Source organism: Aeromonas sp. DNRA1 (assembly GCF_963888745.1).
Lineage (GTDB): Bacteria > Pseudomonadota > Gammaproteobacteria > Enterobacterales > Aeromonadaceae > Aeromonas > Aeromonas hydrophila.
Genome location: NZ_CAWPKQ010000004.1, coordinates 350,633 through 365,274 on the forward strand (window position 1 = coordinate 350,633; position 14,642 = coordinate 365,274).

The 14,642-nt window shown below is 58.8% G+C and carries 12 protein-coding genes and 8 tRNA genes; 17 read left to right on the forward strand and 3 right to left on the reverse strand.

Annotated features, from left to right (window positions below):
- Positions 1-56: 56 nt before the first annotated feature.
- The 15 genes from ybgC to AACQ43_RS15415 all read left to right on the forward strand — a co-directional run bounded on the left by ybgC (position 57) and on the right by AACQ43_RS15415 (position 6,682).
- Positions 57-464 carry a tol-pal system-associated acyl-CoA thioesterase gene (gene ybgC, locus AACQ43_RS15345; RefSeq protein WP_146062678.1) on the forward strand — a complete coding sequence of 136 codons (408 nt, stop codon included), beginning with the start codon at positions 57-59 and terminating at the stop codon, positions 462-464.
- Positions 454-1,143: a protein TolQ gene (gene tolQ, locus AACQ43_RS15350; RefSeq protein WP_011707366.1), complete on the forward strand. Its 690-nt coding sequence runs from the start codon at positions 454-456 to the stop codon at positions 1,141-1,143. The genes ybgC and tolQ overlap by 11 nt, the downstream gene beginning before the upstream one ends.
- Positions 1,143-1,589 carry a protein TolR gene (gene tolR / locus AACQ43_RS15355; RefSeq protein WP_011707365.1) on the forward strand — a complete coding sequence of 149 codons (447 nt, stop codon included), beginning with the start codon at positions 1,143-1,145 and terminating at the stop codon, positions 1,587-1,589. Before tolQ ends, tolR begins: the two co-directional genes overlap by 1 nt.
- A 5-nt stretch (positions 1,590-1,594) precedes the next feature.
- A complete protein-coding gene (gene tolA, locus AACQ43_RS15360) occupies positions 1,595-2,758 on the forward strand; it encodes a cell envelope integrity protein TolA (protein WP_011707364.1) in 1,164 nt (387 codons plus the stop codon).
- A gap of 94 nt (positions 2,759-2,852) precedes the next feature.
- Entirely contained in the window at positions 2,853-4,178 is a 1,326-nt protein-coding gene (tolB, locus tag AACQ43_RS15365) for a Tol-Pal system beta propeller repeat protein TolB (RefSeq protein ID WP_076361802.1), read from the forward strand.
- 49 nt (positions 4,179-4,227) lie between these two features.
- On the forward strand, positions 4,228-4,752 hold the full coding sequence (gene pal, locus AACQ43_RS15370; RefSeq protein WP_005304908.1) for a peptidoglycan-associated lipoprotein Pal: 525 nt from the start codon (positions 4,228-4,230) through the stop codon (positions 4,750-4,752).
- 158 nt (positions 4,753-4,910) lie between these two features.
- Positions 4,911-5,720 (forward strand): tol-pal system protein YbgF, encoded by an 810-nt coding sequence (gene ybgF / locus AACQ43_RS15375; protein WP_168967795.1) that lies wholly within the window; start codon positions 4,911-4,913, stop codon positions 5,718-5,720.
- A gap of 174 nt (positions 5,721-5,894) precedes the next feature.
- Positions 5,895-5,970: transfer RNA gene (locus AACQ43_RS15380), tRNA-Lys, on the forward strand.
- Between the two features lie 31 nt (positions 5,971-6,001).
- Positions 6,002-6,077: transfer RNA gene (locus AACQ43_RS15385), tRNA-Val, on the forward strand.
- 48 nt (positions 6,078-6,125) lie between these two features.
- Positions 6,126-6,201: transfer RNA gene (locus AACQ43_RS15390), tRNA-Lys, on the forward strand.
- Between the two features lie 21 nt (positions 6,202-6,222).
- Positions 6,223-6,298, forward strand: a tRNA-Val gene (locus AACQ43_RS15395).
- Positions 6,299-6,321: 23 nt separating this feature from the next.
- Positions 6,322-6,397 (forward strand) — tRNA-Lys (locus tag AACQ43_RS15400).
- A gap of 17 nt (positions 6,398-6,414) precedes the next feature.
- Positions 6,415-6,490: transfer RNA gene (locus AACQ43_RS15405), tRNA-Val, on the forward strand.
- 23 nt (positions 6,491-6,513) lie between these two features.
- A tRNA-Lys gene (locus tag AACQ43_RS15410) sits at positions 6,514-6,589 on the forward strand.
- A 17-nt stretch (positions 6,590-6,606) separates the two neighbouring features.
- Positions 6,607-6,682: transfer RNA gene (locus AACQ43_RS15415), tRNA-Val, on the forward strand.
- Between the two features lie 49 nt (positions 6,683-6,731).
- Here AACQ43_RS15415 and AACQ43_RS15420 read toward each other — a convergent pair.
- Positions 6,732-8,837: a methyl-accepting chemotaxis protein gene (locus AACQ43_RS15420; protein ID WP_168967796.1), complete on the reverse strand. Its 2,106-nt coding sequence runs from the start codon at positions 8,835-8,837 to the stop codon at positions 6,732-6,734.
- 140 nt (positions 8,838-8,977) lie between these two features.
- On the opposite strand from AACQ43_RS15420, the gene nadA reads away from it, so the two are divergent.
- Positions 8,978-10,051, forward strand: a complete 1,074-nt coding sequence (gene nadA, locus AACQ43_RS15425) for a quinolinate synthase NadA (RefSeq protein WP_168967797.1) — start codon at positions 8,978-8,980, stop codon at positions 10,049-10,051.
- Between the two features lie 70 nt (positions 10,052-10,121).
- On the opposite strand, the gene AACQ43_RS15430 is transcribed toward nadA, so the two are convergent.
- Positions 10,122-10,988 carry a D-hexose-6-phosphate mutarotase gene (locus AACQ43_RS15430; protein WP_168967798.1) on the reverse strand — a complete coding sequence of 289 codons (867 nt, stop codon included), beginning with the start codon at positions 10,986-10,988 and terminating at the stop codon, positions 10,122-10,124.
- 115 nt (positions 10,989-11,103) lie between these two features.
- Positions 11,104-12,099, reverse strand: a complete 996-nt coding sequence (gene gap / locus AACQ43_RS15435; RefSeq protein WP_011707358.1) for a type I glyceraldehyde-3-phosphate dehydrogenase — start codon at positions 12,097-12,099, stop codon at positions 11,104-11,106.
- Positions 12,100-12,445: 346 nt separating this feature from the next.
- Between gap and malQ the strand changes: the two genes are divergently transcribed.
- A complete protein-coding gene (malQ, locus tag AACQ43_RS15440) occupies positions 12,446-14,635 on the forward strand; it encodes a 4-alpha-glucanotransferase (protein WP_168967799.1) in 2,190 nt (729 codons plus the stop codon).
- Positions 14,636-14,642: the final 7 nt, after the last annotated feature.

Sequence of the window (14,642 nt, forward strand, 5' to 3'; positions counted from 1 at the left end):
TCAGCCCTGCGCTATGATAGCCCCCCATCTGACTGTCGAATGGATCACAGATTGTTATGGGGGAAGTCTCTGAGTTTCCGGTACGGGTCTACTACGAAGACACCGATGCCGGGGGCATCGTCTACAACGCCAATTATCTCAAGTTTATGGAACGTGCTCGCACCGAGTTCCTGCGCTGCGGCGGCATCGAACAGGATGCCATGCTGCGCGACGGGTTCGCGTTTGTGGTGAGTCGAACAGAGATCGATTTCCGCTCGGCGGCCCGATTTAATGAGCTTTTGACTGTATTAACGCAAGTGACTGAAGTGAAACGCGCCTCCATGCGTTTTTCACAACGGATACTGGCGGCTGATGGACGACTGATCACCCAGGCCATGGTACAGATAGCCTGTGTCAGTCATCCGCATATGAAACCTGTTGCAATACCTGAAAATGTGAAGGGAGTGCTGTTAAGTGCACGCTGAAATTTCGTTTATTGGCCTGTTTTGGCAAGCCAGCCTGCTGGTAAAACTGGTCATGATGACCCTGATGGGTATGTCGGTAGTCTCCTGGGCGCTGATCATCCAGCGTTCCAAGGCCATCAAGGCAGCCAATCTCGCATCGGAGCAATTTGAAGACAGATTCTGGTCCGGGGTCGATCTGAACCGTCTCTACCAGGAGTCCTCCTCCCGTCGCGACGACATCGAAGGGATGGAAGACATCTTCTACTCCGGCTTCAAGGAGTACGCCCGTCTGCTCAAGGCCGGTGCCCGTGGTCAGGATGCGGTGATGGACGGTACTTACCGTGCCATGCGGGTCTCCCTTTCCCGCGCCGTTGACGAACTGGAATCCAATCTGCCGGTGCTGGCGACCATCGGCTCCATCAGCCCCTACATCGGTCTGTTTGGTACTGTCTGGGGGATCATGAACGCCTTTATCGCCCTGGGTCAGGTGCAGCAGGCTACCCTGCAGATGGTGGCACCTGGTATCGCGGAAGCGCTGATCGCCACCGCCATGGGTCTGTTTGCCGCTATCCCGGCCGTTATCTTCTACAACCGCTTCTCCAACAAGGTAGAGCGGCTGGAAAACGCCTACGCCAACTTCATGGACGAGTTCACCACCATTCTGAACCGTCAAATTGCTCAGCAGCAGGGTGATCAGTAATGCAAACCTATCAGCGGATCCGGCGCAAGAAGGTGGCCGAGATCAACGTGGTTCCCTATATCGACGTCATGCTGGTGCTGCTTATCATCTTCATGGCGGTGACGCCCGTGATCACGCAAGGGGTCAAGGTTGACCTGCCGCAGGCGGAATCCGAGCAGTTGCCGGAAGATGCCAAGCCGCCCTTCATCGTCAGCGTCAACACCGAAGGCGAGTACGTCATCAAGGCCGGCGAGGCCGATGACGAACCGGTGCCTGCCGGTACTCCCGAGGCGATGCAGCAATACATCACCGAGAAGGCCATGGGCTACCTGGCCATCAACCAGAACGCCCCCGTGGTGGTCGCCGGCGACAAGTCGGTGCGCTATGAAGAGGTGATCCTGCTGATGGTGGCCCTCAAGAAAGCGGGTGTGCCTCAGGTCGGCCTGATGACGGATCCGGTGAACTGACGGAGATGGATGTGAAGCGTGGTATTTCCGGTTATCTCATCGCGTCGCTTCTGCTGCACCTGATCATCGGCATCATCCTGTTTGTCGGGCTCGACTTCAGCAAGCCGAAGCGACCCGAGTCGAAGGGGCAGATCGTCAATGCCGTCATGCTCGACGAGAATTTCCTCAACGAGCAGGCCAAGCAGATCCAGCAGCAGAAGTCTCAGCCCAAGCCGCAGAAGGTAGAGAAAGAGAAGGATAAGGAAGACACGGACATCGCCAAGCGCGAGCTGGCCCAGCAGCAGGAGCGGCTGCGTATCGCCGAGACCAAGCGCAAGGAGGCCGAAGAGGCCACCCGCAAGGCCGAGGCTGAAAAGCAGAAGAAGGTGGCCGAGCAGAAGCAGGCGGAAGAGAAGGCCCAGAAGGCCGAGGAAGCCCGCAAGCTGGAAGAGCAGAAAGCCAAGAAGGTTGAAGCCGAGCGCAAGGCCGCGGAAGAAGAGAGCAAGGCGCTGGCGCTGAAGAAGAAAAAGGAACAAGAGAAGAAAGAGGCCGAAGAGAAGCAGGCCAAGGCGGACGCAGCCAAGAAGGCTGAAGCCGAGAAGAAGGCCAAGCAGGAGGCTGAGAAGAAAGCCAAGGCCGAAGCGGACAAGAAAGCCAAGGCGGAGGCCGAGAAAAAGGCCAAGGCCGAAGCCGACAAGAAAGCCAAGGAGGCCAAGGAAGAGGCCGCCAAGAAGGCAAAAGCTGACGCGGAGAAGAAAGCCAAGGCGGAGGCCGACAAGCAGGCCAAGATCGCGGCAGAGCGCAAGCGCAAGGCGGCCGAGGAGGCCAAGCTGCAAAAAGAGATGGAAGACATGATGCAGCAGCAGCTGGCGGCTGAGGCCAATGCCCGCAGTCAGGCGGCATCTGCTGCAGCGCAGGGCGAGGTCGACAAATACGCGGCACTCATCAAGGCGACTGTTGAGCGATATATGATTTTGGATCCCACCATGCGGGGCAAAACATGTACTATCGGCGTACGTCTTGCGAGCACCGGCTTTGTCATCTCGGTAGATAACGGCCAGGGTGACCCGGCGGTATGTCGCTCCGGCAAGGCGGCCGTATTGAAGGCCAATCAACTGCCAGTGCCGAAGGATCCTGCGGCGTTCGAGATGTTGAAGGAGTTCAACCTCAAGTTGGAACCGAGCATCTAAGGCCTGGGTAAGGTAAATCGTGTAGCGTGGTTGGCAGCATCTTGCCGAGAAAGGAAGTTAATCTCTCATTTTTTTGGAACCGAGTATTTAAGCCATGATAAGAAAAGTGTTTTTTGCTTTGGTTGGCTGCTTGTTGCTGGGCCAGAGCGCCCAGGCGGCCTTGGACATCGTCATCACTGGCGGTATCGACAGTGCCCGACCCATTGCGGTCGCCCCCTTCAAGTGGGAAGGCAATGGCCAGTTGCCGCAGGACATCGCGGAAGTGGTCTCCAACGACCTGATGCGCAGCGGCAAGTTCAAGCCGCTGGCTCGTGGCCAGATGCCGCAGACGCCGAGCACCAGCGGCGAAATCAACTTCGCACCATGGGCTTCGCAAGGGGTCGAGGCCGTGGTGGTCGGTTCCATTGCCGCTGTCGGTGACGGTACCTACAAGATCAACTTCGAGCTGGTCGACGTGCTGAAGGGCCAGCTGGCCAAGGCGCAAGGTGGCGAGAGCAACGGCTACATCCTGGATAGCCGCATGGCGACCATCCCGGGTGCCCAGATGCGTCAGTTCGCTCACCGCATCTCCGACATCGTCTATGAGCGTCTGACCGGCGAGCGTGGGGCCTTCCTGACCCGCCTGGCTTATGTCTCCGTCCAGCAGGGTACCCAGTTCCCGTATCAGCTGCGCATTTCTGATTACGACGGCTACAACGAGAAGACCCTGCTGCGCTCCCGCGAGCCGCTGATGTCTCCCTCCTGGTCGCCGGATGGCAGCAAGCTGGCCTACGTGAGTTTCGAGAACCAGAAGTCCGAGATCTACGTGCAGGATATCTACACCCAGCAGCGCAGCCTGATCACCAGTTTCCGCGGGATCAACGGCGCGCCTGAGTGGTCTCCGGATGGTCGTCGTCTGGCTATCGTTCTCTCCAAGGATGGTTCACCGAACCTCTATGTGGTTGATGTCGCTAGCAAGCAGCTGACCCGCGTCACAACCAGCCGGGTGATCGACACCGAACCCTCCTGGATGCCGGACGGGCAAAATTTGTTGTTCACCTCTGAACGTGGTGGCAAACCCCAGATTTATAGCGTAAATTTGGCGACTGGTATGACTCGCCGGATGACTTGGGAAGGTGAATCCAACCAGGGCGCATCCATCACTCCTGATGGCAAAATCATGGTGATGGTGACTCGTGTTCAGGGGCAGTACCGTATTGCCCGCCAGGACATGGAAAACAATGCCCTGCTGGTCCTTACCCAGAGTGCGCTGGATGAGTCGCCAAGTGTGGCTCCCAATGGCAGCATGATCATTTATGCCACCATCTATCAGGGTCGTAAGAGTCTCGCGTTGGTGTCGACTGATGGTCGCTTCAAGGCTGTGCTTCCGACCAGTAGCGGTGAAATTCGTGCACCAGCTTGGTCGCCCTTCTTGAATTGATAAAAATCCAATTGTTTTTTGTTTTGTTATAAAGGTTTAAGGAAATAGCATGCAACTCAATAAACTGCTCAAGGGTTTGGCCATCGCACTGCCACTGTTCACCCTGGCCGCTTGTAGCTCTTCTTCTGATTCTGACGCCGCTGGCGCCGAGTCAGGTATGACCGACGGCATGGGCGGTGTACAAACCGGCGGCGCCAACGGCATGTTGTCCCCGGAAGAGCAGATGCGTCAGAAGTTCGAAGCGCTGCAACGTGACAACGTGATCTACTTCCCGTTCGACGGTTACGATATCCAGGGTCAGTACGCTGATCTGCTGGATGCCCACGCCAGCTACCTGCGCGAGCGCCCGAGCGTTAAAGTCCTGATCGAAGGTCACGCCGACGAGCGCGGTACTCCGGAGTACAACATCGCCCTGGGCGAGCGTCGTGCCAAGGCCGTTGCCAAGTATCTGCAAACCCTGGGTGTGCAGGCCGAGCAGCTCTCCATCGTCAGCTATGGCGAAGAGAAGCCGCTGGACATGTCCCACACCGAGGATGCCTTTGCCAAAAACCGCCGTGCGGTTCTGGTTTACTAAGGTTTAAACCGAACGAAGTTCGTTTATATGCAAGCGGCCATCTCGATGGCCGTTTTATTTGCACTAAACGCCAAGGTTTGATCCGAATGAAATCTGCATAAGCGAGCGACGATGGCGCTGGCCGTTTTATTTGCCCTAAACGCTAAGGTTTGATCCGAATGAAATCTGTGTACAAGCAAGCTGTTGTTGCGCTGACCGTATTGGTTGCTCTGAATGCGCAGGCGGCGGCTCCCGTCAGCGATCTGAGTGGTGACTCGGGTGGCGGAGTTGTCCTTAGCGGCAACAACGGCGCCATCGTGCCCACCGGCAGCCTGGAAGACAGGGTTGCCCTGCTGGAGCGCACCCTCAATGCCCGTCTGCGGCTGCAAGCCGAATTGCAGCAGCAGGTCGACTCCCTGCAGGGGGAGGTCTCCGAGCTGCGCGGTCAGCTGGAACAGCAGACCTACCAGATGGAACAGTCGCAAGAGCGTCAGCGTCAGCTCTATCAGGAGCTTGACAAGGTGGCCAACAGCCAGCCTGCTGCTACGCCAGCAGCCCCGGCCGCCGCCGCTGCGAGCGCCACACCGGCTGCTGCGGCCAACTACTCGACCAACCTGAATGAGAACCAGGCCTACGATGCGGCCGTAAACATGGTGCTCAAGGAGAAGAACTACGACAAGGCCATCCCCGCCTTCGAAGGGTTCATCAAACAGTATCCAAGCTCGAGCTATGTCCCCAATGCCCATTACTGGCTGGGTCAGCTGTTGTTCAACAAGGGTGACCGGACCGGCGCTGCTGCCCAGTTCACCACGGTGGCAACCAAGTTCAGCAAGTCTCCCAAGCGAGCCGATGCTCTGTTGAAGCTGGGCATGTTGGCACAGCTTGACGGCAAGAAGGCGGAAGCGAAGAACTTCTATGAGCAGGTGATCAAGGGCTATCCCAACACCTCGCCGGCCCAACTGGCCAAGCAGAGTTTGAGCAAGCTGTAACATTGCTGCATGTCACTGTTTTCGTAACAGTCTTGTAAATACAGCCCCGCTTTGTATGCACAATGAACAAACAGATTGAATTTAAGATTTTTCTATTGCGCCAGGATGATAAATCCGTAATATAGGCCGCCGTCAGAGCCGGTGCAGTATTGCAGTCGGTCCTGGTCGTGGTGAGGGTCGTTAGCTCAGTCGGTAGAGCAGTTGACTTTTAATCAATTGGTCGCTGGTTCGAATCCAGCACGACCCACCATTATCTCCACCAGGTGGAGACAGCATTCCCAGGTCGCTTAGCTCAGCTGGGAGAGCACCTCCCTTACAAGGAGGGGGTCACTGGTTCGATCCCAGTAGCGACCACCAGTTTTAAACTGTTTGCCAAGGCAAACAGTGTGCCAGGCAAGTCGGTGTGGGTCGTTAGCTCAGTCGGTAGAGCAGTTGACTCTTAATCAATTGGTCGTAGGTTCGATCCCTACACGACCCACCAATCTGGCCACAAGAATTCCCAGGTCGTTTAGCTCAGCTGGGAGAGCACCTCCCTTACAAGGAGGGGGTCACTGGTTCGATCCCAGTAACGACCACCAAGTTTGTAAAAAATGATTTAGATGGGTCGTTAGCTCAGTCGGTAGAGCAGTTGACTTTTAATCAATTGGTCGCTGGTTCGAATCCAGCACGACCCACCATCATTTCAAGGATCCCAGGTCGTTTAGCTCAGCTGGGAGAGCACCTCCCTTACAAGGAGGGGGTCACTGGTTCGATCCCAGTAACGACCACCAAGTTTGTAAAAAATGATTTAGATGGGTCGTTAGCTCAGTCGGTAGAGCAGTTGACTTTTAATCAATTGGTCGCTGGTTCGAATCCAGCACGACCCACCATCATTTCAAGAATCCCAGGTCGTTTAGCTCAGCTGGGAGAGCACCTCCCTTACAAGGAGGGGGTCACTGGTTCGATCCCAGTAACGACCACCAGATTGAAAAAGCCCGCAGCAATGCGGGCTTTTTTTATGGCCGTTCGGCGTCAGGTTCTCAGTCGATCGAGCTGGGTAGCCAGTGCCGTAGCGGCCTGCTCCAGCTGCTCGCTCAGATGATGGCTGGCGTTGGCCTCCTGCCCCAGGGTGGTGGCGGCGTCACCGATCCGCATCAGATTCTGGTTGATGGTGTCGCTGACGGCGCTCTGCTGCTCGGCCGCCGTGGCCACCTGGCTGATGTGATCGTGGATCTGCTGGATCTGGGTGACCACCTGATTGAGGGCCTCAAAGGCCTGCTCCGTCCCTTCCACCGTGCTGGCCGAGCGAGTGATGCCGGTACTCATCAACTGCTGGCTGCTGCTGACCTCGGTCTGCAGGCTGCCGATGAGCTGACCTATCTCGTCGGTGGACTCCCGGGTCTTGTTGGCCAGCGCCCGCACTTCGTCCGCCACCACGGCAAAGCCGCGTCCCATATCACCCGCCCGCGCCGCCTCGATGGCTGCATTGAGCGCCAGCAGGTTGGTCTGCTCGGCGATGGCCCTGATCACGTCGAGAATACGGCTGATGTTGGTGCTGCGCTGGGCCACCTGGGCGACGGCCTTGTCGGCGAGGTGCATGTCTTCAACCAGGGTATGGATCTCGGTGCGGGCACGGCTCAGGGTCTGCTGTGCCGTGCTGATGTGATGGGTGGCCGTTTCCGACTCCTGGGCTGCCTGCTCGGCATAGCCCGCCACGCTGACCGCCGTGGTGCTCATCTGATGCATGGCACTGACCACGCTCTCCAGCTCCAAACTCTGCTCGTCCAGACTGCTTCGCATGGTGTCGGCTGTCTGCTTCATGCCCTGGGCCTGCTGGTGCACCTGCTGGCCGATTTGCTTGCTACCTTGCACCATGCCGCGCAACTTGCCGAGGAAGGCGTTGAGGTGGCCGCCCAGCTCGATCAGCTCCTGGTGGGTATCTATCCTCATCTGCTGGGTCAGGTCCCCCTCGTTGCTGGAGAGGTGGGATACATGGCGGCTGATGAGGGAGAGGGGGGCCGTGATGGTCTGGATGAACCAGATGAGCAGCGCCAGCGCCAGCAGGGTAATGACGACGATGGCGATCAGCTGTTGTTGCTGGGTGGCCTGCAGCAAGTCGCCAAGCTGGTTGCTGATGGTGTTGGCCTGGCTGAGTGCCAGCGCCTTGGGCACCTTGAGCATCAGCCACCACTGGGTGTCGGCGGCGTCGATCCTGACCGGCTGTTGCAGGATGAAATCGGTCTCGGTGTCCTGCTCCTGGCCGGTGGGGGCGGTGAGGCCGGCTTCCGTCAGCGGCCGTCCCAGCTTGTCGGCGTGACGGTTGCTGCCGACGATGAGGCCCATCTTGCTGACCAGGGTGACCTCGGCCTGGTTGTCATACAGGCTCTTGCCGAGGTTCTCGGCCAGTTGCTGGAAGATAGGCAGGTTCATGTCGACGCCGGTGATGCCGGCAAACTTGCCGGCTTTCAGAACGGGTACCGTCAGGCTGGTCATCAGCATCTTGTTGCCGGGGCTTATCTCGTAGAGGTAGGGCTCCATCAGACAGGGGCGCAGGGTGTCGCGGCCACACAGATACCATTCGCTGTTGCGAATGCCGAATTCGTTGACCGAGGTATCGTATTTGGCGGCACTGGTGGCGGCATCTACCGGCTGCTGGCTGATCTGGCCGCCCTGGTCGCGAGTGAAATAAATCTCCAGGCTGCCCTTGCCGGCGACGGAGTGGGAGGCGCCGGCCTGCCAGCTGGCATCCTGGCCGTCGTACCCATCTGGTTCAAACTGGGCGTAGATGGAGCTGATGCCGCCCGCTTGCTGCAGTCGACTGTGAAGCAGCGTCTCGATCTGGGGACGGCTCAGCAGCCTGTCCGGCTGCGCCATGCTGCCCTCCAGCTGTGCCGCCATGCCCAGCGGCACCTGATAGGACTGTTGCAACAGGTCGGCTATCTGCACCGCATAGCGTTCAGCCTGGAACTGCAGAGTACGGGAGACCTCCTGCTCCAGCGCCTGGCGGGTCTGGCTGACGATGTTGCTGCGCAGGGTGTTCAGGGAGGAGGACTGCATCAGGGTCATGGCGAGGCCGCTGGCGAGAAACAGCCCCATGGTGAGCAATAGTAGCTTGGTCTTGAGAGAGCGTTGTTTCATTCGACAACTCCTTTGGCAAGAATGACAACGAATTACTTGAGTATATTCGGACACTTGCGCATCACCGGATTTGTTGATGGGTTTGTGCGCTGCTTCTGGTTATAATTTTTGCCTTTCCAAGCGTTGATGGAACAGTCGCAATGAGCAATGCACTGAACAATGTCCCGCCGGTAGTCGAGATGGACTATCCGTTTCCGGCCAAGCCCCTTCCCCTGAGCGCCGAGCAGAAGACGACTCTGATCGCAGACATCAAGGCACTGCTCAAGGAGCGCAAGGCGGTGCTGGTCGCCCACTACTACACGGATCCCGAAATTCAGGCGCTGGCGGAGGAGACCGGTGGTTTCGTCGGCGACTCCCTCGAGATGGCCCGTTTTGGTCGAGATCACGCCGCACAGACCCTGATTGTCGCCGGGGTACGCTTCATGGGAGAGACCTCCAAGATCCTGAGCCCCCACAAGCGAGTCTTGATGCCGACGCTGGAGGCCGAGTGCTCGCTTGATCTGGGCTGCCCCATCGAGCAGTTCTCCGCCTTCTGCGACGCTCATCCCGACCATATCGTGGTGGTCTACGCCAACACCTCGGCGGCGGTCAAGGCGCGGGCTGACTGGGTGGTCACCTCCAGTATCGCGCTGGAGATCGTCGAACATCTGGACAGCCAGGGTCACAAGATCATCTGGGGCCCGGACCGTCACCTCGGTGCCTACATCGAAAAGAAGACTGGCGCCGAGATGTTGCGCTGGCAGGGCCACTGCATCGTCCACGACGAGTTCAAGGCTCGTGCCCTGCGTGAGCTGAAGGAGCAGAATCCGGATGCCGCCGTGTTGGTCCACCCGGAGTCCCCTGCCTCGGTGATCGAGCTGGCCGATGCGGTGGGTTCCACCAGCCAGCTGATCAAGGCGGCCAAGGAGCTGCCCCAGCAGAAGCTCATCGTGGCGACCGATCGGGGCATCTTCTACAAGATGCAGCAGGCCTGCCCGGAGAAAGAGATGGTAGAGGCGCCGACCGGTGGCGATGGCGCGACTTGCCGTAGTTGTGCCCACTGCCCCTGGATGGCGATGAACGGCCTGGTGGCCATCAAGGAGGCCCTCACCGATGGCGCCGAGCGTCACGAAATCCTGGTGGACGAGGATCTGCGGGTGAAAGCCCTGATCCCGCTCGACCGCATGCTCAACTTCGCCGCCGAGCTCAAGCTCAAGACCCAGGGTAATGCCTGACTGGGGTGATGAAGAGATGCAAAGAGGGCTCCTGCGGGAGCCCTCTTTATTTATCTGAACCTCATTCGGCTCAGATGATCACGGTGGAGAAGCTGTGCTCTTCATCCGGTGCAACGGTCACGCCTGTCTCGCTGGCGATGGCGGCTTCGACGCAGAGCATGGTGCGATAACCATCGTCGCTCATGTCGGCCATGGCGCGAGCGCCTTCCAGCCAGGGGGTCCAGACCACCATGCTGTCGTGGTTGCCACTGACTACCCGGGTCTCGCGTTCGCCATCCTGGATGCTGACGTGCGCCGCAGGCTGCCAATAGACCCGATCCAGCGGGCCGTTCAGGGTCAGAGTACCCTGCTGCAGGCCATTCTGGCCAGTCAGTTTGTCGGCGTAGGGCTCGCCAAGGCCGCTGACACTTACTGACTCCGGTGAACTTATCTGCAGGTAGGTGTGCAGAGCACCGCTGTAGGCGAGCGGCGCTTTGCCGGTATTGCGGGTGGTCAGTACCAGTGCCAGCTCCTTGCCGACCAGCACGTCGAGCTCCAGCTCGAAGGCATGAGGCCAGAGCTGACGGGTTGCCTCGTTGTCACGCAGAGACAGATGGACGAGCGTACCGTCACCGTGATCGGAAACACCGTCCAGCGTCCACAGGCTGGTGCGGGCAAAGCCGTGGGAGGGCTTGCCGCTGCCGACGCGGGCAGGGGCCGGGCCGAACCAGGGCCAGCAGAGGGGAATGCCACCGCGAATGGGTTTGCTGCCATCCAGCACCGCCTTGTCGCTGAGCCAGATGGAGGCGGGTTCGTCGTGACGCTGGTAGCTCAGCACGTGGGCGCCAAACAGACTGATTTCTGCCTTGGCGTAGCCGTTGTCGACGGTCAGCAGGGGTTGGCCAGCCGGGTGGTGGCTGAGGGTACAGTGGGCAGTCAGAGAGCGTGTCGGTTGCATGAGGACTCCTGTGCTCGCGCACATTCAGAAGAGAGGGTTGGAAAAATCCCGGTCCAGAATACAAAAAGGCGGCCATTGGCCGCCTTTTTCAAGCTACTTGATTGCGTATCCCAAATTACTTGGAGATGTGAGCGATCAGGTCCAGAACTTTGCTGGAGTAGCCCATTTCGTTGTCGTACCAGGATACAACTTTAACGAATTTGTCGTTCAGCTGGATACCAGCCTTGGCGTCGAATACGGAGGTCTGACGCTCACCCAGGAAGTCGGTAGAAACCACTTCGTCTTCGGTGTAGCCCAGAACACCCTTCATGGCGCCTTCGGAAGCAGCTTTCATCGCTTCGCAGATTTCTGCGTAGGTGGCAGCTTTCTTCAGGTTGACGGTCAGGTCAACAACAGACACGTCCGGAGTCGGAACACGGAAAGCCATACCGGTCAGCAGGCCTTTCAGTTCCGGGATAACCACGCCAACAGCCTTGGCAGCACCGGTAGAGGACGGGATGATGTTCTGAGCCGCACCGCGGCCACCGCGCCAGTCTTTGGCAGACGGACCATCAACGGTCTTCTGGGTAGCAGTGGTAGCGTGAACGGTGGTCATCAGGCCGGACTCGATACCGAAGGTATCATTCAGAACCTTGGCGATCGGTGCCAGGCAGTTGGTGGTGCAGGAAGCGTTGGAAACGATGTCCTGGCCAGCATAGGTAGCGTCGTTAACGCCCATTACGAACATCGGGGTAGCGTCTTTGGACGGACCGGTCAGAACGACTTTCTTGGCGCCGGCAGCGATGTGCTTGCGAGCAGTCTCGTCGGTCAGGAACAGACCGGTAGCTTCGGCAACAACGTCAACACCGATTTCGCCCCATTTCAGGTTGGCCGGGTCACGCTCAGCGGTAACACGTACGGTTTTGCCGTTGACAACCAGGTTGCCGTCTTTGACTTCAACGGTGCCCTTGAAGCGGCCGTGAGTGGAGTCGTACTTCAGCATGTAGGCCATGTAGTCAACGTCGATCAGATCGTTGATACCAACCACTTCGATGTCAGAACGCTCAGCGGCCAGACGGAAGACGAAACGGCCGATGCGGCCAAAACCGTTAATACCTACTTTGATAGTCATAATTGGTTACCTAACTGTTCAGTAGTCAAAGAAAATTCCGTTTGTAAATTTACTAGAACTCCCCCGTGAGTCAACCAACAATCTGTCTGAAATTGCGCTATATCATGAAAAACTGTGAAATTTATTTTCTGTTTATGTAACTGACTACCAGCTTTTGTCGAAATAACTATCTATCTCCTGGCGGTGCGGTTATCAACAATAGTGCCTGCTCGGTCACACAACCAGCCAGGCAGATGTGTAAAAATGTGCGCGGTTTAGCATGGCCCATAGAGCCACTGTTCAAGTACCACCCATAAAAATTAATCAAAATAGTATAGATAGAATCCACAGCGGGAATTCTCAAACTATGACCACCCTGATTGAACAGCTGGCTGCCGCCAAAGGTATCGCCAGCGAGTATGTTGATGCCTGGGGCCACCCGGCTCAGGTATCCGAAGAGAGCAAGGCCGCCATGCTGGGCGCCATGGGTTACCGCGTCGATGACGAGGCCGCCCTGACCGAGCAGCTTGAGCAGGAGCACCGCCAGCACTGGCTGCGTGCGCTGGATCCCGTGATGGTGGTTCGCAGCGGCGAGCCCATTACCCTCGAAGTCCGTCTGCCCATCGAATTCGTCAACGATGCCCTCAGCTGGCAGCTCAAGCTGGAGCAGGGCGGTGTGTTGTCCGGTCAGCTCACCCCCATCGACGGCGAGCTGGTCGGCGTGGCCGAATTCGAAGAGATGGAGTGCCAGGCCTATCGCGTGGCCCTGGCTGTGCAGCCCGAGCTGGGTTATCACGATCTGATCCTGCTGGAGGAGGGCAATGACGAGCCGCTCGCCGGCATGCGCCTCATCGTCGCGCCCAAGGCGTGCTACAAGCAGCCTCCCATCGCCAATGGCCGCAAGGTATGGGGCCCGAGCGTGCAGCTCTACTGCCTGCGCAGCCGCCACAACTGGGGCATCGGCGATTTCAGCGATCTGGGCCAGCTGGTCGAGAAGATGGCCGCCTGGGGCGCCCACTTCGTCGGTCTCAACCCGATTCATGCCCTCTATCCGGCCAACCCGGAGAGCGCCAGCCCCTATAGCCCCTCGTCCCGACGCTGGCTCAATGTGGCCTACATCGATGTGGAAGCCGTGCCCGAATTTCTGGCCAATGCCCGGCTCAAGGCCGAGGTGGCTAACCCCGCCTTCCAGCAGCACCTGAGCGAGCTGCGTGCCAAGGGTAACGTGGATTACACCGGCGTCATCGAGACCAAACTCGGCATGCTGCGTCAGGTGTTCGACCAGGCCTGCCTGAGCGCCGAGCGTCAGGCCGCCTTCGATGCCTTCGTTGCCGCTGGCGGCGACAGCCTGCAGCAACAGGCCGCCTTCGATGCCTTGCAAGCCCACTTCTACGCCAAAGGCGAGAATGCCTGGGGCTGGCCGGTGTGGCCGGAGCCGTTCCGTGACTACCACAATCCCGAAGTGGCGGCCTGGATGGCCGAGCACAGCCAGGATGTGAATTTCTACCTCTATCTGCAGTTCCTGGCTGACGAGCAGCTGGCCCGGGCCGACGCCCGCGCCAAGGCGGCCGGCATGGTGATGGGGATCTACCGCGATCTGGCGGTGGGCGTCTCCGAAGGCTCCACCGAGATCTGGGCTAACCGGGATCTCTACTGCCCGAAAGCCTCGGTCGGTGCGCCGCCCGATATTCTGGGTCCGCTTGGCCAGAACTGGGGTCTGCCCCCCATGAACCCGAACCAGCTGTTCGAGGCGGCCTACCAGCCGATGGTGGATCTGTTCCGTGCCAACATGCGCTCCTGCGGCGCGCTGCGCATCGACCACGTAATGGCCTTGCTGCGCCTGTGGTGGGTGCCGCCCGGAGAGTCTGCCGCCAAGGGCGCCTACATCTATTACCCGGTTAATGACCTGCTGGGGATCCTGGCGCTGGAATCCCACCGCAACCAGTGTCTGCTGATCGGCGAGGATCTGGGTACCGTGCCGGAGGGGATCGATGTGACCCTGAAAGAGAACGGCGTCCACTCCTACAAGGTGTTCTTCTTCGAGCGCTCCAAGGCCGATGGCGGCTTCATCTCTCCGGCTCACTACGCCGAGCAGGCGATGTCGGCGCTGACCACCCACGACATGCCGACCCTCAAGGGCTTCTGGCATTGCGATGATCTGGCGCTGGGGCGCGAGCTGGGCTTGTATCCGGATGAAGACGTACTCAAGACCCTGTATGCTGATCGCCACCAGGCCAAGCAGCGCATCCTCGACAGCCTGCACGGCCACGGGGTGATCTCCGGCAACATCAGCCACGACGTGAACTGGGTCGGCATGAACACCGAGCTCAACCACGGTCTGCAACTGCACATGTCTCGCGGTAGCTGCGCCCTGTTCAGCACCCAGCTGGAGGATTGGCTGGAGATGGACAAGCCGGTCAACGTGCCGGGCACCAGTTACGAGTACCCGAACTGGCGCCGCAAGCTGTCTACCGATCTGGAGGATATTTTTGCCAATGAGGCGCTCAAGGCGCTGGCAGGCAAGATGAGCCAGGCCCGTGACGAGGCCAGTCGTTGAGCCACTG

Bases quoted from the DNA above. Each gene is read 5' to 3' on its own strand.
- ybgC (WP_146062678.1), top strand. From the start codon at position 57: ATGGGGGAAGTCTCTGAGTTTCCGGTACGGGTCTACTACGAAGACACC.
- tolR (WP_011707365.1), top strand. From the start codon at position 1,143: ATGCAAACCTATCAGCGGATCCGGCGCAAGAAGGTGGCCGAGATCAAC.
- tolA (WP_011707364.1), top strand. From the start codon at position 1,595: ATGGATGTGAAGCGTGGTATTTCCGGTTATCTCATCGCGTCGCTTCTG.
- tolB (WP_076361802.1), top strand. From the start codon at position 2,853: ATGATAAGAAAAGTGTTTTTTGCTTTGGTTGGCTGCTTGTTGCTGGGC.
- pal (WP_005304908.1), top strand. From the start codon at position 4,228: ATGCAACTCAATAAACTGCTCAAGGGTTTGGCCATCGCACTGCCACTG.
- ybgF (WP_168967795.1), top strand. From the start codon at position 4,911: ATGAAATCTGTGTACAAGCAAGCTGTTGTTGCGCTGACCGTATTGGTT.
- AACQ43_RS15420 (WP_168967796.1), bottom strand. From the start codon at position 8,837: ATGAAACAACGCTCTCTCAAGACCAAGCTACTATTGCTCACCATGGGG.
- nadA (WP_168967797.1), top strand. From the start codon at position 8,978: ATGAGCAATGCACTGAACAATGTCCCGCCGGTAGTCGAGATGGACTAT.
- AACQ43_RS15430 (WP_168967798.1), bottom strand. From the start codon at position 10,988: ATGCAACCGACACGCTCTCTGACTGCCCACTGTACCCTCAGCCACCAC.
- gap (WP_011707358.1), bottom strand. From the start codon at position 12,099: ATGACTATCAAAGTAGGTATTAACGGTTTTGGCCGCATCGGCCGTTTC.
- malQ (WP_168967799.1), top strand. From the start codon at position 12,446: ATGACCACCCTGATTGAACAGCTGGCTGCCGCCAAAGGTATCGCCAGC.